The following is a 17,993-nucleotide window of genomic DNA, read 5'->3' as shown; positions in this document are numbered from 1 at the left end:
AAGGTACAACAAGTTAAGCGGCAAGTCAACCGAAAAACTCGAATAAGCTAGTACTAGTACGATTAAGAAAGCAGGTGGATCATCTTGCTTGATCTTGACCCCATTAAACGACATGTTCGCAACTTGGAACGGATGCCTATTCATCTTTCGATCGGTGCCTTGCAGGTCGATGTCATCAAAATCAACTACGTCCCTCCAGGTCCTGGTTGGCACGTCCCCGAGCATAAGCACTCCTCCTATGAGTTCCATTTCATCACCTCGGGTAAAGGCTTTGTCCGAATGGAACAGATCCCCTTCCATGTTGAGCCGAACATGTTTTATTTGACCGGCCCGGAAATCGTTCATACTCAAATCTCAGATCAGCATGAACCGATGGCTGAGCTCTGTCTCCAATGTCAATTTACCATCCAAGAAAACGCGGACCACTACACCGTTCAAGAAGCCAAACAGCTTCTTAGTATTTTTAACACTCCCGTTTACAGCGGCCTCCATGACGTTCTTGGCGCCATTCCACTCTTCTTGTCTTGTGCCGATGAAGCGAACCGCCAATTCGTCGGCTACTACTCGGCAGTTCAGAGTCTCCTTGCCGGTGTTATTCTAGCAACTGCCCGAATGCTTGCAGGTGACAACACGCAGGCAAATTATGCCGTACCAGTCAAACGGCAAGGCTATGAAGTCATCCTCGAAACCATTCTGTTTCTGGAGGATAATTATCAGCACCCAATAACGCTCGAACAGATTGCCGATCATGTACACTTCAGCCCGCGGCATCTCGGACGGATGTTCAAGCTCGTCACTGGCAAAACGATGAATCGCTACCTCACCGAAATCCGCTTAAACCGCGCCATGCATCTGCTTCGGCAGTCCGATTACTCCTTAGATCGCATCGCGCAAGAGATTGGGTTCGCGAATGGGAGCTACTTAAGTCAGCTCTTTCGCCGTGTCTACGGCCGCCCACCAAGTGAACAGCGCTCGAATGCAAACTCACATGCCTAACTCCATATTTCGTCCCAAAATTATAAGCAATCCATCGAGTTAACAACGAAGTTCAAGCTCTTGTTTCAACATCATCGCGTTTTACACATGACATGCAACCCATTATTATCCACTCGAATGAGGTCCGGATTGTAAAGGACGAACCTCATATCAGTCCGCATACAATTAGAGGTGTAAGCGATTTCAACTTCTAAGGAGGTATCGTGATGAAACGAGTATCACAATGGGCAGCTGCTTTTATGATAGCGGCCCTGGTATTAACAGCATTTAGCTTTATTGGCGTTCGCGAAGCAGCAGCTGCCGGTCCGCAAGGCATCCAATTCGGCCGTCCCATCGACGATTCCGGCAACATCCTCATTACCAATCAAGTTGCGCAAGCACTTGCCGACAGCGGAGCGGGATTTGTACGGCTTAACTTCCGCCTCGGACCGTACACCTCGGATACAGCGGCATTTTACAACACATACGACACGATCGTGAACACATTGCGCAGCAAAGGTCTTCAAGTTATCGGACTGATATCGAACGAATCATGGCCTGGCACGCAGTCGAATTGGACCGCTAACAATGCGGAGAATACGCCTGGAGGGGACGGCTACAACAACTTTATCGATCAATTCGGATACTTGGCCGGACGGATGGCTGGCCACTTCGATGGCGTCATTAAGTATTGGGAAATATGGAATGAACCGAATTGCTGGGGCTCGAATCCGTCACCTGGGGTATACACCGGATGCTCGTTCATTTATCCATCCAACTTCGCAGCTATGCTGGGCCATGTTTATACGCAGATGAAATACTATAACAACTACGATGTCGAAGTGATCAGCGGCGGCGTATTTGGTCATGATATTGCAGGCTACTCCTCCGGCGGATCAGGTGCCGATTACCTAAGCGACACGTACTATGAAGGCACAACGGTCGGGAGCTGGAACTGGATTCATTCGAATGCAGGGACCTACCCACTCGATCATATCGGACAGCATATCTATATCGATCAAGGCGGTACTGTATCCACCACACAGCTGAACAATTACATCAACTATATACACAGTGCATACGCAGCCTATGAAGGTTCGAGTACGCCTAAGAAAATCTTCATGACAGAGATCGGCTGGACGACAGATGCCGTCAGCGAGGCGGTTCAAGCCTCCAATATAACATCAGCTTACAATGTGATGAAAGCCTCTCCGTATATACAGAGCGGCGTATGGTTTTATCTCCAAGATGAGCCGTCGCTCAGCTATGGTATTTTCAAGTCCAGCGGTTTAGGCTCATCAGACAAGAAAACCGGATGGTCCAATTTCCGCAATGCTACAGCCTATGAAGGCAAGCTCTCTGGCGGAACAACGAATACGAACATCCTCAATTATTTCAATAGCCATGGCGGAATGGCAACGAACGGGTCCCCTTATGATAATGGCGGCAGCGCGTATGTCCACTATTGGGATTACGGCTACGTGCAGGATTTTGACGGTGGCAGCATCGGGGCAAGCGCCATTATGACATCCGGCAGCGGGACGTTCCAAGTCCGCAACGGCTTCTGGCAAACCTACCTGCAGGGGACGAATCATACCTACCTCCAATTTCCGACGAGTGATGAATTCGCATATGGCGGTGGTACGAGACAAAACTTCCAAGGCGGATACATGACGTGGAATCCAACGAATGGTATTCAAGTGTTCTAAGGGATGACAAAAGGAGAGGCCGCCGGCCTCTCCTTTTGCTTTCGAACTGTGCCAACCGCCAATTACATGACAACATACTTCTGGATCACTTCATCACGAAATTTCAGTCCATGTCCGGGACGGTTCCAAACGGTAACCAACCCGTCCTTTATTTGCGGGACATCTTCGAACAAATCGTCATACCAATTCATATACTCTATGTAGACACCATTGGGAATAGCGGCAAAAACTTGGATTTGAAGCTCCCACGCCAGATGCGGCGTGACAGGCAGACGATTAGCGCTTGCCAGATTGGCGATGCGAACTGCTTCCGTAATTCCGCCTGCTCTTAGGTTAATCATCAGGATATCTCCGGCTTTCCTGTCGATCAGCTCACGAAATCCATATCTGGAATACTCGGTCTCGCCTGTCGTTATCCGGATGTCCAGCGCCTTGGCGACCTCTGCATGGCCAATAATATCGTCCGCGGGAACGGGTTCTTCGAACCAGTATACGCCGAGCTTTTCGAGCTCTCTTCCGAACTGAATCGCCGTTGCCACATCAAGGCCTTGATTTACATCTACCATAATGTCTATATCTGAACCCAACGTTTTTCTAACGGCTTCCACTCGTCTTAGATCGATTTTTAAATCAGGGAACCCTGCCTTCATTTTGAATGCTTTAAATCCGCGAGAAGCATAACTTTCTGCTTCCTTGACGAGCTCATCCTCAGATAGTGACATGAATCCCGCGCTTCCATAGGCTTTCACTTGATCTGTATAAGGTCCGAGCATGGCATGAATCGATGAGTTCTGAAGCTTACCGGCCAAATCCCAGAGTGCGATATCCACTGCGGAAATTCCGTAAAGGACAACGCCTTTGCGTCCGATCATATTAAGTGCCCACCAGAGCTTCTCCCATATTTTATTCCGATACAGCGGGTTCTCGCCGATTAGTAAATCGGCAATGTCTCGATCCATGCATGTTTTGATTGTTTCGCCGCCTTGCCCCAGGATCGGCAAATACCCCATCCCGGTAATCCCTTCATCAGTCTCTATTTCAACAATGAGTGCAGTTCTCTTCGTAATGAAAAATGTTGATACGCGAATGGGGGTCTTGAAGGGAACGGAAACAAGCTTGGTTTTTACAGCTGTGATGATCATCTCTATTAAACCTCCCTATTCAGATAATGTAATTTATTCAACAGAGGGAGTAAAAAGAAGCTGGGATCAACGCTGCCTATTAAACCAAAATAGACAGCTAATCACGAAGATCAGCTGCCCATGAATTGGTTATGAAACGAACATGCTCATTCGATCCCAGAAAGCCGCGTTCATTTCGCAATTGCCGAATAACGAATATTGATGCAGGTTGCATGAACCAACAGTGCCCCATTCTCCGTCTAATGGCTCACGGTATCTTTTCATGACTACAATGATGTGTGCTCTGGCTGTATCAACAGCTTGTTTACTCTTTCAACACCAATCAACATAACAACTAGAAAAGCCAGCGCAATAAACGGAAGTAATACTATGCTCGTCTGTGCAGCAAGTACGCCAAAGAGCGGCGGGAGAAGTGTGGTTCCCGTATATGCGACTGCCATCTGATAGCCGATTAGCTTCGCTGCATTCTCTCGTCCGAAGCGCGCCGGCGTTTCATGAAGCAATCCAGGATAAATAGGAGCTAGGCCAAGTCCAATAAGAATAAGTCCGACTAAGAAAAGTTGGAGCTGCGGAAGTAACAATAATAGTCCGCCAACAATGGCCATAATCTGACCGCACCGGATTAACACCGTATTGTTAACCTTCAACGTAATAAACCCGGTAAACAGCCTTCCTAAAGTTATGCCGCCATAGTATAACGAAATCCATCCGGCTGCTGTTTCGGCTGACATATCTCTGGCACCTACCAGGTAGCTGGCTCCCCATAATCCAATGGTGGATTCAACCCCGCAGTAGAACAGAAAAGCAAGGAGTGTCTGTTTCACACCTTTAATGCGCAAGACATTAGACTTCGAGCTAACATCCACTTGAACGAACGCAGCTCCGACTTGATCCTCTTGAATCGTACTGGTTCGAGCCTCACCATCTCTAAGCACGGCGACACGTTTCCATAGAGGGAGTGTAACGAACAATACTAGTGCGAGTGAGAACTGAATCACAGATACTGCTGTATAGCCATCTCTCCAGGAGTCGTGCTCAGCAATATAATAAGACATAATAATAGGTCCCATAGTTGCGCCTAGACCCCAGAAACAGTGTAGCCAGTTCATGTGATGAGCCTTATAATTCTCAGCTACATAATGATTTAGCGCCGCATCGATGGCACCGCCGCCAAGGCCAAGCGGAATGGCTAATAAGACAAGCCAGATTAACGAAGGCGCCATAGCATAGCCAAGAAGCGCTCCTGCTGTCAGACAGCAGCTGATCAGCGTAATTCTCCCCGTTCCTACTCGCTGAACCAAACTCCCGCTAGCTAGACTGGATACGATGGTGCCTCCAGCCACAATCATGGACAAGATCCCTGCGAAGCCAAATGAAGCCCCCATATCGGGACGAATCACAGGCCACGCAGATCCAAGCAGAGAATCTGGAATGCCCAAACTAATAAACGCCAGATAGATAATCAATATAAACATGGAAGCCATCATGTATTCCTTCCTAGCAGCAATCCGTAATCATCACATTAAGCGCTAATTGCTGTAAACCTGCTAAATAATCCTGATTTCGATCGCTTATCACTAGCGTTGGCAAATGTTTCTGTGGAATATAGGTCGAGCTGCGGTCAGCAACCTTAGCCAGAAATGCTTCGTCTACCTCATCATTGCAAAATATGACAGCCCGAGGGTTCAGAATGGCTGTGAAAGTAGCGATCAATCGTGCAATCGCATCAATCTGTTTGTCTGCAACCAAGACAACCTCGCCATTACTCTCATCGAGCTTCAGCGCCTGCACGAATGATTGACGATCATATTGAGGAACGAACGAGATCTCGCCTGAGAAGAACGTGCTGCCACGAACAACATCACCATTAATCATAATGCCGGAACCTGGCCCATACTGACCGAAATAGAGATAGACCAGCGATTCGTTCTCGATCTCGAAGGTCGACGCATACCCAAGCACCGATGCATTCATATCGTTCTCCACGACGACCGGGATTTGGAAGCGGGATTCGAATTCTTCTTTCAGATCATAGTCAAGGAAATGCTGATATGGCGGGATAAAGATGATTTTTCCCAGGTTGTTAACGGCCCCGGGTACTCCGATTGCGATGGAACGAAGTCTTGGATATTTCTCAATTAGCGCTTCAATAAGATCACCAAGCTGCAGGGCATCTTGTTGCAATACGCTTGGCTTAATACCTTGTTCCTTGATCTCCCCAATACAGTTGAATATTGAATAATTCGTCTCGTTCTTCTCAATAAAGATGGCAAGACCGAGCATATATTCCGGATCATAGGTGTACCGCTTTGCCCTTCTGCCTCCGCTGGAGTCATCATTTCCTGTGAAGAGAATCTCTCCATCCTGCTCCATTTGGGAGAGAAATTTGCTGATTGTCGGAAAACTGATCCCTAGTCGCTGACTGAGCTCCGCTTTCGTTGCGCTTCCCATCATAATGAGTCCCGCCCGAATACGATAAATGATTGGTTCTTTTATTTCGCTTGGCGTCTTAAACATATTCGTCATGCTTGATCAAAGCCCCTCATCTACAAAGTTGAACCTACTTATTAAATCGATTTAATATGTTTAGTCATCTTAGCAGATGTCCGATGTCATGGCAATATGATTAATCGAAAAAGGACCAAGAAACTGTCACCGCTAAATGACAGAACTTGATCCCAAGGTTTCATTTCCTTACAAAGCAGTCGGCCTCACCATAATTTCGCTGATTAATGTGTCATCCGGCTCGTTAATGGCAAACGCGATCGCTCTGGCAATACTGGTAGGAGAGATCCCTTTATCGCTTATTTGATTCGCTATCATTTGCACTTCCGGGCTAGTAATGGTGTCAAAAAGTTCGGTCTTCGTCAGGCCTGGAGCAATGACGGTGGACCGAATACGCGAAGTCGCTGACTCTTCCAGGCGCAGTCCTTCCGAAATGGCTCTAACCGCGAACTTTGTGGCTGCATATACGGCTGATGTCGGGGACACCTGATAACCGGATGTTGAAGATAGGTTGATAATATGACCGCCTTGTTGTTCGCGCATGGCAGGCAAAACCGCAGCGATTCCATACAAAACACCTTTGATGTTCACATCGATCATTTGATCCCACTCGGCTACTCTTAATTCATTAAGCCTGGAGCTCGGCATTACTCCTGCATTGTTCACCAACACATCTATGCGGCCATATTCTTTTAAGGTGAATTGGGCCAACTTCTGCATATCTTCTGCAGAAACGACATCCGCTCGAACGGAAACAGCTTCGCCTCCACTTTGTTTAATGTCATTAACGATAGTACGAAGACGCTCCTCTCGTCTGGCAGCCAGTACGACCTTTGCGCCATTTTGCGCTAACAGCTTTGCTGCAGCTTCTCCTATTCCGCTGGAAGCTCCCGTGATGATGACCACTTTATTCTGTATATTTTCCATGGATCATTTCTCCTTTGAATGTTTGTTATTGAACGCGTGTTGAATATTTAACGGCCGTTGATTACTATTATAGATAGATGCCCTGATTACTCAATGGTTGATTGATTCGCATTTGTTTCATATGCAACACCATCCTTTGCAATGTTGATTATCTCAAGGAGGTAACGGAAGTAGTGGATACCGTAGTGAAAACCGACCGCCGCATTCTCCGAACCAAGCAAACGATAACAAAGGCGTTTCTGGAGCTTTTTGCAGAGAAAGAATTTGAACAAATCACCATTAACGAGATCGCGGACCGTGCCAATGTAAATCGCGGTACTATTTATCTGCATTACAGTGATAAATATGACCTGCTGGACCAATGCATTGAAGATCATATCAACGAGTTAATCTCACTATGCAAGAATCGGGAGGTTACTATGCCTAGCCAAGGAATGGTGCATGAGCCTAAACCGGTTTTTGATTATTTGCGAAACCACTTCCCTTTTTTCTCAGCTATGTTTTCCAATCAAAGAGTTTTTCTATTCCGTGACCGGTTGCTGCGTTTTATCGCAGTCAATCTAATGGATAAACTGGAACAGCCGGATCAAATGACCGCTGTCGACAAGGAGTTAAAAGCCCAATTCCTTGCCTCAGCTTTCATTGGCATTGTGGAGTGGTGGATACGTCAGCAAATGCCGCATTCCACACAATTTATGGCCGATCAGGTCAAACATTTATTTGAAAAGAACCAGGTTTACTCCTAAATAAAACCCAAGGCTGCTTAACGCCTTGGGCTTTATTTGTTGTTCCACCTGTCATTCAATGGGAATAGCAATCCATACCCACGCTCATAATAAAGGGAGAATCTTTCCGAAAGGTGTGATTATATATCCCAGATAGTGTATATGAGCTTTTGAAAAACACCTTCAAATCGAATGATTATGTGCAGTCGGTGCATAGGGTCCATGATAAACAGTTTCATTTTTCCTACTTACAGGCCATTGTAGACCAAGAGCTTATTAACCATGAAATCTTGCACCGGATTCAAGTGTCGGAAACTTCCATTCTTGATCTTGATGCATTGCAGCATGCGATTCCTCTGGAAAATATCAAGTTATCCTCAAGTATAGACGAGATCACCCAACATTTGATTAAAGGCTATATATTCGTTCAGCTTGCACCTGACCTTAATCAAGGGCTCTTAATAAATATCCTAGATCAAAAACGCGGATACCGGGGTAATAACGAAGCTGATAACGAATACAGCGTAATTGGACCGAAAGTCGGCTTTGTTGAAGATATCGACACAAACCTCAATCTACTTCGGAAAGAGCTTATTTCAGAGAAGTTACGATTTGAGGAACTGATTTTAGGCTCTGTTTCACAAACACGAGTAACGATTGTTTATTTAGAAGGAATCTGCAATCCTCAGTATGTGAATACCGTTAGACAAAGAATTAAAGCACTTGATGTTGACGTGTTATTTGATAGTTCGATTCTTGACCAAATCATATCCGATAACCCCAATTCACCCTTCCCGCTATTCATGTCTACAGAACGTGTCGACAGGGCCAAATTTAATGTGCTTCTCGGCCAAGTGGCCATATTAAGCAGTGGATCTCCCTATGTCATATCCGGTCCAAGCACGGTGTTTGATTTTTTTGCTTCACCTGAAGATTATTATCTGCCATGGATATTGGCTTCTTTCTTCCGGTGCTTAAGGTATTTGGGAGTTGCCTTCTCTATTCTAGCCTCCCCTCTCTACGTTGCCTTGTTAACCTTTCATTATTCTGTTATCCCGCAATCTCTTCTAGGTCCCATAATTGAATCTAGAACGAACGTCCCCTTTGCGCCGATTATTGAGGTGCTGCTATTGGAATTTACGGTCGATATGCTGCGTGAAGCCGGGGTAAGACTGCCTACCAAAGTCGGTCAAACGCTCGGCATTGTTGGCGGTATTGTACTTGGTACAGCAGCCGTGCAAGCCGCGCTCACCAGCAACATCTTAATCATAATTGTATCTCTTTCCGCACTCCCTTCATTTGCAACTCCGATATTCAAAATGGCGAACGCAATCCGATTCTTGCGGTTTCCATTGATGTTCCTGGCAGCGGCTTGGGGTGGGTTTGGCATTGCGATTGGGATCGTCTTTCTTTTAGGTCACTTGCTGCGATTAAAATCTTTGGGCATGCCATACTTAGCTCCTGCGTTCCCTTTTCGATATCGAGATTATGCAGACAGTTTCATTCGTTCTTCGTTAAGCGTTATTAAGAATCGACCTAGTTACTTGCGTCCTCTCAAGCGCCAAAGATTTAAGGTGAATACGCCTAAACCTAAACGCGATCACTACGATAACGAATAAATATCTAAGTAAGGAAAATAGCATCCATGAGAAAATATGTTCTTCTCTTTGTCCTGTGCTTCGTACTTACCGGATGCGCAAAAGCCCAGATAATCGATCGGATCAAGCTCATCGAAAGTATCGGTTACGACGTACAAGGAGAGATCTATAAAATTAGCGGTACGTATTGCGCATATGATAAGAAAGTGAAATTATTCCTGCTCGAAGGGGAAGTTCATTCCTTAAATGAGGTACTCACATCGTTCACATCGCAATCGGATCACCCTATTGCAATCGGTCAATTGCGGACCATTGTAATTAGTGAAGGAATAGCAAGAAGAGGCATTACGGAGCTTGCCAACACCATTGTGCGAGATCCCCATATCAGTAATCGATGTACACTTGTTATAACAACAAATCAAGCAAGCGAGATCTTAGATGAAACATTACGATTTCCGCCTGTCTATTTATCCAATCTGCTCAAGCAAAATATGGATACCGGGAATACACCATTCACAAATGGTCATATCTTTCTGGACCAATACTTTGGAGAAGGACAAGATGTTTTCCTGCCTATTGTGGTTAAAGGCCCAAAAGGTATTCTGCAAATGACTGGAGTAGGTGTCTTTCAGGGAGATAAATTAAAGCTTTTACTGCCAACTAAAGCTGGCTTGTTCATTAAGCTCCTCAAAGACGATATATTCACCCTCCAATCAAGTACATATGATTTTAAAAATGATCAAGACAAGCAAATTACTTTTAAAATCATGAACGCCACACACAAAATAATCGTAACCAATAAAAAAGCTTCCATTTCACTTAAGCTCGATATTGACCTTGGGGATTATCCGGTATCTTTGAACGTATTTGAGAACAGTAACGATATGAATGCGCTAAAGAAACAAATCGAACGTCACTTATCTGCCGAATTGAAAGCCTTGCTAGAACATTTTCAAAAGAATCTTGTTGATCCCGTTGGGATAGGCAATCTTCAACGATCTCGCCAAAGAAATTGGAATGAGCATGCATTCGCGGCCCAAATTTATCCGAACCTCACATTTGATGTACAGACTGAAGTTAAAATATTGTCTTTGGGAGTTGGACATTAGTGCAGCACTTGGTAAAGGAAAACGACACGGTTTCCGGTTTTTTTTTATTTTTCCTTTTCCATGCTTCTTTGCTCGGGGCTGGTGTCTTAGGGTTTCAACATTTAATTGTTAATGCAACGGGAAACGATGCTTGGATCTCGATACTAATCATGGGGCTATCTTTGCATATCATCATATGGATGATATTTAAGATGCTTGGCAGCCCTGCTAAAGATCTCATCGATCTGCATCGTTTCCTTTTTGGCAAAATTCTAGGGAATGCCGTTTCCTTAGTGATGGTCGGCTACTATTTTCTAATGGCATTAATTGTCTTTCGCGGCTATATCGAAATCATTCATATTTGGATGTTCCCTGATCTTCAAACCTGGATTCTGGCATTCATCCTCGTCTGTGCGATCTATTATGCCGTTTCCGGAGGGTTTCGAGTAATTGTCGGCTATTGCTTCTTTGGGGTGTTCTTCTCCTCGCTGCTGCCTCTGTTATTGTACTTCAATATCAAATACGGGCATTTGTATAATGTATTGCCTATGTTTAATCATTCCGTAAAAGAGCTGATCACATCTTCTCAATTCTCAGGCGTTATGTTTATGGGCTTTGAAACGGTTCTGCTTTACTTTCCATTTATTAAAGCTCCCGAGAAAAACGTGAAATGGGCTCATCTCGGTTTGTTATTTTGCACCATCAAGTACTCCATACTTATGTTTGTAACCCTCATGTATTTCAGTCAAGGGTTATTGAAGCATACTTACTGGCCAACCTTAGTCATGGTTAAAGTGATTGAATTTTCACTGATTGCCAGGGTGGAGTTTATATTTATATGTATCTGGCTGATGTTGCTTATCCCGATGCTTAGTCTCTCTGTTTGGTGCTGTACACGAATTATCAAGCGAGTGACGAATGTTAAACCAACGTGGTCATTATACGTTATCCTAATCGCCATTTTCTTCGCGGCTCTTCCATTCAACGATCGCGTTAGGATTGAATGGTTAGGAAAACATGTTGTTGAACTCGGGTTTTATTTTATTTACGCCTATGTTCCGCTGCTATTTATCCTGTATTTGATTCGCAGCTTCTTCTCGCAGAAGAAACCGATGATTATACGACCCGAACAATGAGAAAACCAGCGACAGTAACTAGCCGCTGGTTTATTTGTTAGAGCGTATTATAAGTATCAAGCTAGGTTTGCGAGTAGTTCTTCAAGACGATCCATCGTTTGTTCGGCGCCTGGTACGGCATATACTTTCACCTTGTTGAAGACATCGGCGTTTTCTTCAAATACGGAGCTGTAAGTGAGTTTCGTCTTTCCGTCCAATTCCTCAAAGGCTGCTGTCGCCTGAAAATTCGGAAAAACCGCGTGCTTGATGACGATTCGCTCGGGTTTATTGATTTCTACAAAGATGTTGGTGTTGGGATAATCAACGCCATCCGGACCATGCATAATAAACTCCCATGTACCGCCAGGTTGAAGATCAAACTTCTGAGTCGTAATCGTAAATCCTTGAGGCCCCCACCACTTCGACAGCTTATCCTCATTCGTCCAAACATCAAACACAATCTCGGGCGAAGCGTTCAATAGGCGGATAATCACGATCTCACGATCACCTACATGCGTTGCGATTTTGTCCGTTGCGTTGTTTTGAGACATGTCCATTCCTCCAACATGAATTTGGATTAACCTTGTTCAATCATAGCAAATCGTGGCAGAGACAGCTATCTTGATGCCTTGTTAGGTGGAGTTATTTCATTCTAACGAACCCTACGGGCCTTATTAACGCGAAATTAGCTGAGAATTTATTCTAACGAACCGTGTAGGTCTTATTGATGGAAAATGATGCGGAAAGTGGCACTTTGACAAGAAATAAGACCCCTACGGTTCGTTAGAATTTCTAAACCCATCATTTGGGCGAAATAAGGCCTCTAGGGTTCGTTAGAAACTGAGAGGTAGAACATTTGGTGGGAAGAAGCCTAATAGGCACGTTCTACTGGACAATAAAAAAGACTGCCACGCGGCAGCCTAGTCTTCAACTGAAATATTGCTTTGCACTCGATCAAGAACCGACCACGACACGCTTGCTTTCACTGCGGCGTCTAGTTGCCATGACATGCTGCAGCGCCCCGAGAACGACGAACATGGCCATAACAACTGCGGAGTATCCGTACATCACCGAGTAGTTGCTTACCGACGAAATGGCGCCAAGCAGAATCGAACCGAACGCGACGCCGAAATCCGTTGAATTGTAAAACATGCTGTTCGCCATGCCATACTGCTCCGGCTTTGAGGAACGCAGCATCCAGGCTTGGATGGTAGGCTGAATGGCGCCGAACCCGACGCCATAGAGCAGCGCGGACACGATTAGCATCGACATAGAGTGTGTATTTGCCAGAACCGCCATGCTTGCCGTAACGAACATTCCCGCAGGAATAAGCACGGATGTATGTCCGAATCGGTCGAAGATACGCCCCGAGAAGGGGCGAACGAGAATAATCGTGATGGCGTTAAACATGAAGAACAGTCCTACTTGTTCGATATGTACATAATCACCGAACAAGGCGAGAAAACTTAGTAAACCACTGTACGTGACCGCGAGAAAAACGTTCAACATTGCGGGAAATAACAATTTCCGATTGAATTTAGGTTTACCCGCGACTTTCGGCAGAGCATCTTTCTGAATTGGCTCCGAATGCTCTATTGGAGCTTGTTCCCGATTCGATCGCGACAACCATAAGACCGGGAAAATAACGATGGAAGTTACGAGTCCAATCACCATCAATTGCGAGAACCCGGATTGTTTCATGACATTCAATCCGATCGATGGGCCGATTGACATGGCTAAACTCGTCGATAACCCGAAATAACCGATGCCCTCACCCATTCGGCGAAGTGGAATGATGCGGGAAACAAGCGTCGGCAGTATCGTGCTCGCCATGCCAAAGCCGATACCATATCCGATCCGCAGCGACAATAATGAAGCAAATGAGCCCGCGACTGAATATAACGCCGTAGTTGCTGCAGCAATACTAAGGCCAATAAGCAGCAACTTCATCCGCGAAATGCGCTGCATGAGCGATGCTGTAGCGAAACGGGATACGATAGCCGCCAGCGCAAATACGGAAGTCACAAGGCTGGTCTGGATGTTACCGGCGTGAAATTCATCTTTTACGTAGGCTGGAAAAGACGATAGCAGCATCTGCAAACTTAGGAATAACAGGAAAAAGCATAATGTTAAAGCGATGAATGGTCTTGTCCATAATGGCGTTTTTTGCGGTTGTACTTGCTCTAGCTGCACGTTAGCTTCATCTCCGTTCAAATTCATAACGATATAAATCGATTCTAGCAGTCCGTATTTCCGAGCTTCTCTTCGATGTGCAGTTTAATGCGCTGCAGCAGTCCAATCATGAGGTCATGCTCTTCTTGCGAAATGCATGCTCTGACTTCTGCCGTTATACTGTCTTCGATAGGCGTCGTAACGCGGATAATCTCTTGTCCAAGCTCTGTGCTGTATACGAGAAACGACCGACGATCCCGATCGCCCGCCTTTTTATAGATAAGTCCCTTCTTCTCCAAATGATCCAATATCCGCGTCGTCGAAGGTTTGTCCTTGCCGATCCGCTGTGCAATCTCTCGTTGGATGAGGCCTTGCGCACAATCAATTTGGTTCAGTGCAGACCATTGCTCAGGCGTAATACCATGAGCGCTTAGCCGCTGCTGAAACAGCGCCGATAGCTTCCGGTGTGTAACACCCATTAAGAAACCGATAGGCTGCTTGCGGTATTCGGTTGACATGCATCATGTCTCCTCAATCATTATAGTTGTTTAGACAACTATATGTTAGACAACATTTTATGTCAATGTTTTCGTGCACCTACATAAAGAAATGCCGCAAGAGTCTCATCGAGACTTTCGCGGCATGATCATTAATAAACTTCAACCTCGGAGATCGCCATTTGACCACCTGTTTGCCCCGGTCCATCCGGTGTGATCGCAACAACGCGAACATACCTTGCGGTTGTGGCTGTGATCGTGTTGTCGCTCGTTCCACCACCGAAACCCGTTACGGATTTGACTGTCGTATACGAGGTTCCATCCGTCGAAGTCTGAATATCAAATGCAGTTGCATAAGCGGTTGTAGGCATAATGACCTTGATGCGACTGATGCTCGTGGACGTACCTAGATCTACTCGCAGCATCCACCGCCATTGATTGGTAGCTTGCGTCTTTGTAGACGTATTACCGTCAGTCGCATATACGACCGAATCGCCCGGTTGAAGAGATGCTGTACTTCCGTCAATGTAATAGGCGTTGACTGTTTTGTTCAATGCTTTATTTGTGCCCGCAGGTCCTTCTACAGTCACATCATCGAAGGAAGCCGTGGAGCTTCCGGTACCCGTACTGCCTCCGTTTAGTGAAGGATATCCCGTTCTTCCACTCCAAGTTTGTGAATACATCCAGGAAACGGGCTCACTCGTACCATCTTGCCATACTTTCCCGTATAGGGTCCCGTTTGAGGAGCTCATTTTAAACCAATACCAGGTATTGTTGCTCCAATTGAATGGGTAGCTCGTGCCCCACACGATTCCATCATTCAGCCATTGGACCGTGCTGTGGTTCTGGTGAAAGACAAGATTATAACCTGCGCCGCCAGAAGTTCCGGTGAATAGACCCACACCAGCGCGGGCGAAATCGCCGTCCGTCCAATTATCGACGCGAACCTTAGCGGTAATCGTGTAATCGGTAGATGTGCCGAGACCGGCGTTGCTCACGATAGCTTTACGCGGATCGCCGCTCCCCGAAGAGGTCTGTTTTAGTGTCTGAGAGGTTTCACTCCATGTTCCGCCGTATGTGGTCCATGACGTTCCGATCGTATTGTCGTTAAAGTTATCGCTGAATACGGTCGGACCCGGCGGCGGTGCTGTTGGAGGCGTCGGTTTCTGGGCCGATCCTCCTGGGCCAACCGCGTTCATGATGTCGATTGCACCTTGGGGCCAACTTTGATTACTGACTGTCGTATTGCTTTGGAACACGTTGCTGCCGCTCCAGTTTCCCCATGGCGAGTTGCTGTAATTGTTCTGGAACACATTGTCATGGTTAGGTGGATTACTGGCAAATAGTGTTTGAGGCACATTATTGACGACGTTTTTCTCTGCTGTTTTGTACGCGCTGCCGTTGTCGAAATAGATGGCCGAGATCGGATATCCGCCGTTATAGGCTGAACCGGCAAGATCGTGAATGTAGTTGGCATCGAATCTTGTGAACCCGACCATTTTACCCAGTGTGTAAATACCGCCGCCATCATCGAGTAGTTTGATTACGTGGTGGATGTGATTACCAAACACGATATTGTCCGTCATCCCATGCTCATAGTCCTGCCAGTTCCATCCGATCGTAATCCCCGTATAAGGCAGATTCTTGACTTCGTTCCGGCCGATCGTCATGTTAGCCGGCAGCATCGCGCCAATGCCGACCATATCGGCATAATCCAGACCTACAGAATCAACGGTGTTATCCATAATGGAATCGTAGCTGCTCTGTCCGTCCATTGCGGACTGTTCATCCCACTGGTCGCCTGCGACGCCAAGCGCCACGCCTCCACCGGCGTTCTTATAGAACCTATTGCTCTTAATCAAGTTATGATCCGTTCCCTCGTTCCCCATGATGCCCCATCCGCCGGCGAATTGAAAGGTGTTGGATTCCAGCGTAATCGAGCTCGCATATTTCAGCTGAACCATACCAAGAGCCGAAGCATATCTCGCTGTGTTTCGAATTTCTGAATTGGAACCTCCGCCGGTCGTTTGATAACGGAAGCCTGCTTGCGTATCCACGTATCCGTAGGTACTGGGTGCCAGCCAATTACTGTGCTTGAATGTAATGCCGACAAATTGAATATCGTGGACTTTATTTGTACCGCTGCTGCCTTGAAATTGAATAAGCGTCTCTATCTTAGGGGCAATGACCGTTGTAGTATTCATTGTCTCGCCGCTGCGAGGCTTATAGTAGAGCGTCGAGTTGGCCGTATCCAAGAACCACTCCCCTGCCGCGTCGAGCAGTTCATAGGCGTTTTCGAAGAAATAGGGCGACGAACCTTGGTTGTGATGATTATAGGCAAAGCCGCTCTCCGGAGATTTGAACGTAACCGTGTTGCCCGAATAACTCGCAATTCTTCCGCGATGTTGACTCCAATGGCCCACAATAACCATTTCGGCCGTACCGCCGTTCGCCCACGTACCGATATCTGCGGTGTTTACCGTATAAGGATAAGAACTATTCGTAGCGTTTAAGTAAGGTCCTCCCGTTACTTCGTCCGTTAGATTCGGCTTGCGAGCCTTTACGCCGCGTGAGTCATTCACATAAAGCTGCCTGAAATTCCAATTGACCCCTGTTCGCTTGTAAATATTTTGACCTGCATCATGAAGCGTCCATCCGCTGGTGAGATCGACACCGCCACTGATAATCGGTACAGAGCCGGTATAGTTTTTGTAAATGATTTTGTAGCCGTTGTTCCCGGAATCGGATGTCCCGAACGTTAACGTCGCACTCATTGGATAGGTCCCGTTCATTAAATAGACGTAAATATCTCCGGTCATACTGCTGTTAATCGTCCGAATAACATCCCTTGCCTTCGTGATGGTTGCGAACGCCGTTCCAGTCGTCAAACCGTTATTGCTGTCGCTGCCACCCGTCGGATTGACGTAATACGTGGCTTGCGTGGCTGCGTAACTCCTTTCTGCCGGAACGATAGTCACGGTTAACGTAACCACCATTGCGACAATGATTAGCCAAATCAATCTGACACGATCTCCCTTGTTCATCCTCGTAAATTCACCTCATATCGTTATTTGTGACAACGCTTTCATTGCCAAATAATAATATATGGACGCAATAGGATATTATGAGCAGAACATGAACCGACCCTATGAAATTCACCCTATTACAAATGTCTCTTGAATTCACCAATACAGGATGTTTTACCTAATTCTGGTCAGGAATTAATATTAAGTTTTGTTAAATTTGTTTGCGAAGGCCTATTGCATAGGTAATTAAGCATTAAGTACTGAAGACCTATGGCATTTCAAGGCTACAACAAAAACGATATCGAATTGAAACGATGCACATCTTCTACTCATAAAGCTAACATTACCATATATTGGTTTTCTATATATTTACATTTACCACCTTTTCAACGGTAGGCAGTACGATTCACGAGCATGAGTAAATAGCCCTATTCGCGCTTAAGGAGTAGGCAGTAACACTCATTGTTATCCAATTTCGACACGGGATATAATTGCGCTGAAAAAAATCCCATCC

14 protein-coding genes are annotated in these 17,993 nt (G+C 46.0%); 6 read left to right on the top strand and 8 right to left on the bottom strand.

Annotation, left to right across the window (positions count from 1 at the left end):
• Nucleotides 1–84 precede the first annotated feature (84 nt).
• Nucleotides 85–996, top strand: a complete 912-nt coding sequence (locus tag AC506A_RS05555) for a helix-turn-helix domain-containing protein (protein WP_495459972.1) — start codon at nucleotides 85–87, stop codon at nucleotides 994–996.
• A gap of 206 nt (nucleotides 997–1,202) precedes the next feature.
• A complete protein-coding gene (locus AC506A_RS05550; protein WP_495459971.1) occupies nucleotides 1,203–2,684 on the top strand; it encodes a hypothetical protein in 1,482 nt (493 codons plus the stop codon).
• Between the two features lie 62 nt (nucleotides 2,685–2,746).
• Here the strand turns inward: AC506A_RS05550 and AC506A_RS05545 are convergent, their stop codons facing one another.
• The 4 genes from AC506A_RS05545 to AC506A_RS05530 form a co-directional block, all read right to left on the bottom strand.
• Nucleotides 2,747–3,826, bottom strand: a complete 1,080-nt coding sequence (locus tag AC506A_RS05545; protein WP_495459970.1) for a mandelate racemase/muconate lactonizing enzyme family protein — start codon at nucleotides 3,824–3,826, stop codon at nucleotides 2,747–2,749.
• Between the two features lie 266 nt (nucleotides 3,827–4,092).
• Nucleotides 4,093–5,313, bottom strand: a complete 1,221-nt coding sequence (locus AC506A_RS05540) for an MFS transporter (protein ID WP_495459969.1) — start codon at nucleotides 5,311–5,313, stop codon at nucleotides 4,093–4,095.
• A gap of 10 nt (nucleotides 5,314–5,323) precedes the next feature.
• Nucleotides 5,324–6,352 carry an ROK family transcriptional regulator gene (locus AC506A_RS05535; protein ID WP_495459968.1) on the bottom strand — a complete coding sequence of 343 codons (1,029 nt, stop codon included), beginning with the start codon at nucleotides 6,350–6,352 and terminating at the stop codon, nucleotides 5,324–5,326.
• Between the two features lie 168 nt (nucleotides 6,353–6,520).
• Nucleotides 6,521–7,258, bottom strand: a complete 738-nt coding sequence (locus tag AC506A_RS05530; RefSeq protein ID WP_495459967.1) for an SDR family oxidoreductase — start codon at nucleotides 7,256–7,258, stop codon at nucleotides 6,521–6,523.
• Between the two features lie 173 nt (nucleotides 7,259–7,431).
• Here AC506A_RS05530 and AC506A_RS05525 point away from each other — a divergent pair, with 173 nt between their 5' ends.
• The 4 genes from AC506A_RS05525 (at nucleotide 7,432) to AC506A_RS05510 (ending at nucleotide 11,805) form a co-directional block, all read left to right on the top strand.
• Nucleotides 7,432–8,004 (top strand): TetR/AcrR family transcriptional regulator, encoded by a 573-nt coding sequence (locus AC506A_RS05525; protein WP_495459966.1) that lies wholly within the window; start codon nucleotides 7,432–7,434, stop codon nucleotides 8,002–8,004.
• 149 nt (nucleotides 8,005–8,153) lie between these two features.
• On the top strand, nucleotides 8,154–9,602 hold the full coding sequence (locus AC506A_RS05520) for a spore germination protein (protein ID WP_495459965.1): 1,449 nt from the start codon (nucleotides 8,154–8,156) through the stop codon (nucleotides 9,600–9,602).
• Between the two features lie 26 nt (nucleotides 9,603–9,628).
• Nucleotides 9,629–10,690 carry a Ger(x)C family spore germination protein gene (locus tag AC506A_RS05515; RefSeq protein WP_495459964.1) on the top strand — a complete coding sequence of 354 codons (1,062 nt, stop codon included), beginning with the start codon at nucleotides 9,629–9,631 and terminating at the stop codon, nucleotides 10,688–10,690.
• Nucleotides 10,690–11,805 carry a GerAB/ArcD/ProY family transporter gene (locus tag AC506A_RS05510; protein ID WP_495459963.1) on the top strand — a complete coding sequence of 372 codons (1,116 nt, stop codon included), beginning with the start codon at nucleotides 10,690–10,692 and terminating at the stop codon, nucleotides 11,803–11,805. The genes AC506A_RS05515 and AC506A_RS05510 overlap by 1 nt, the downstream gene beginning before the upstream one ends.
• Nucleotides 11,806–11,861: 56 nt before the next feature.
• Here AC506A_RS05510 and AC506A_RS05505 read toward each other — a convergent pair whose 3' ends face one another.
• From AC506A_RS05505 to AC506A_RS05490, 4 genes are all read right to left on the bottom strand, one after another.
• Entirely contained in the window at nucleotides 11,862–12,335 is a 474-nt protein-coding gene (locus AC506A_RS05505; RefSeq protein WP_495459962.1) for an SRPBCC family protein, read from the bottom strand.
• Nucleotides 12,336–12,738: 403 nt separating this feature from the next.
• The gene (locus tag AC506A_RS05500; RefSeq protein ID WP_495459961.1) at nucleotides 12,739–13,977 is read right to left on the bottom strand and encodes an MFS transporter; all 1,239 of its coding nucleotides are present in this window, start codon (nucleotides 13,975–13,977) and stop codon (nucleotides 12,739–12,741) included.
• A gap of 44 nt (nucleotides 13,978–14,021) precedes the next feature.
• On the bottom strand, nucleotides 14,022–14,474 hold the full coding sequence (locus tag AC506A_RS05495; protein WP_495459960.1) for a MarR family winged helix-turn-helix transcriptional regulator: 453 nt from the start codon (nucleotides 14,472–14,474) through the stop codon (nucleotides 14,022–14,024).
• Nucleotides 14,475–14,605: 131 nt separating this feature from the next.
• On the bottom strand, nucleotides 14,606–17,497 hold the full coding sequence (locus tag AC506A_RS05490; protein WP_495459959.1) for a discoidin domain-containing protein: 2,892 nt from the start codon (nucleotides 17,495–17,497) through the stop codon (nucleotides 14,606–14,608).
• Nucleotides 17,498–17,993 lie beyond the last annotated feature (496 nt).

The organism is Paenibacillus sp. N22P23 (assembly GCF_059383735.1).
The sequence above is the reverse complement of the archived record's forward strand: the minus strand, read 5'-3'. Positions and strand labels throughout refer to the sequence as shown.

Excerpts from the sequence above, each read along its gene's own strand:
- AC506A_RS05550 (WP_495459971.1), top strand. The coding sequence starts at position 1,203 with ATGAAACGAGTATCACAATGGGCAGCTGCTTTTATGATAGCGGCCCTG.
- AC506A_RS05545 (WP_495459970.1), bottom strand. The coding sequence starts at position 3,826 with ATGATCATCACAGCTGTAAAAACCAAGCTTGTTTCCGTTCCCTTCAAG.
- AC506A_RS05540 (WP_495459969.1), bottom strand. The coding sequence starts at position 5,313 with ATGATGGCTTCCATGTTTATATTGATTATCTATCTGGCGTTTATTAGT.
- AC506A_RS05535 (WP_495459968.1), bottom strand. The coding sequence starts at position 6,352 with ATGACGAATATGTTTAAGACGCCAAGCGAAATAAAAGAACCAATCATT.
- AC506A_RS05530 (WP_495459967.1), bottom strand. The coding sequence starts at position 7,258 with ATGGAAAATATACAGAATAAAGTGGTCATCATCACGGGAGCTTCCAGC.
- AC506A_RS05515 (WP_495459964.1), top strand. The coding sequence starts at position 9,629 with ATGAGAAAATATGTTCTTCTCTTTGTCCTGTGCTTCGTACTTACCGGA.
- AC506A_RS05505 (WP_495459962.1), bottom strand. The coding sequence starts at position 12,335 with ATGTCTCAAAACAACGCAACGGACAAAATCGCAACGCATGTAGGTGAT.
- AC506A_RS05495 (WP_495459960.1), bottom strand. The coding sequence starts at position 14,474 with ATGTCAACCGAATACCGCAAGCAGCCTATCGGTTTCTTAATGGGTGTT.
- AC506A_RS05490 (WP_495459959.1), bottom strand. The coding sequence starts at position 17,497 with ATGAACAAGGGAGATCGTGTCAGATTGATTTGGCTAATCATTGTCGCA.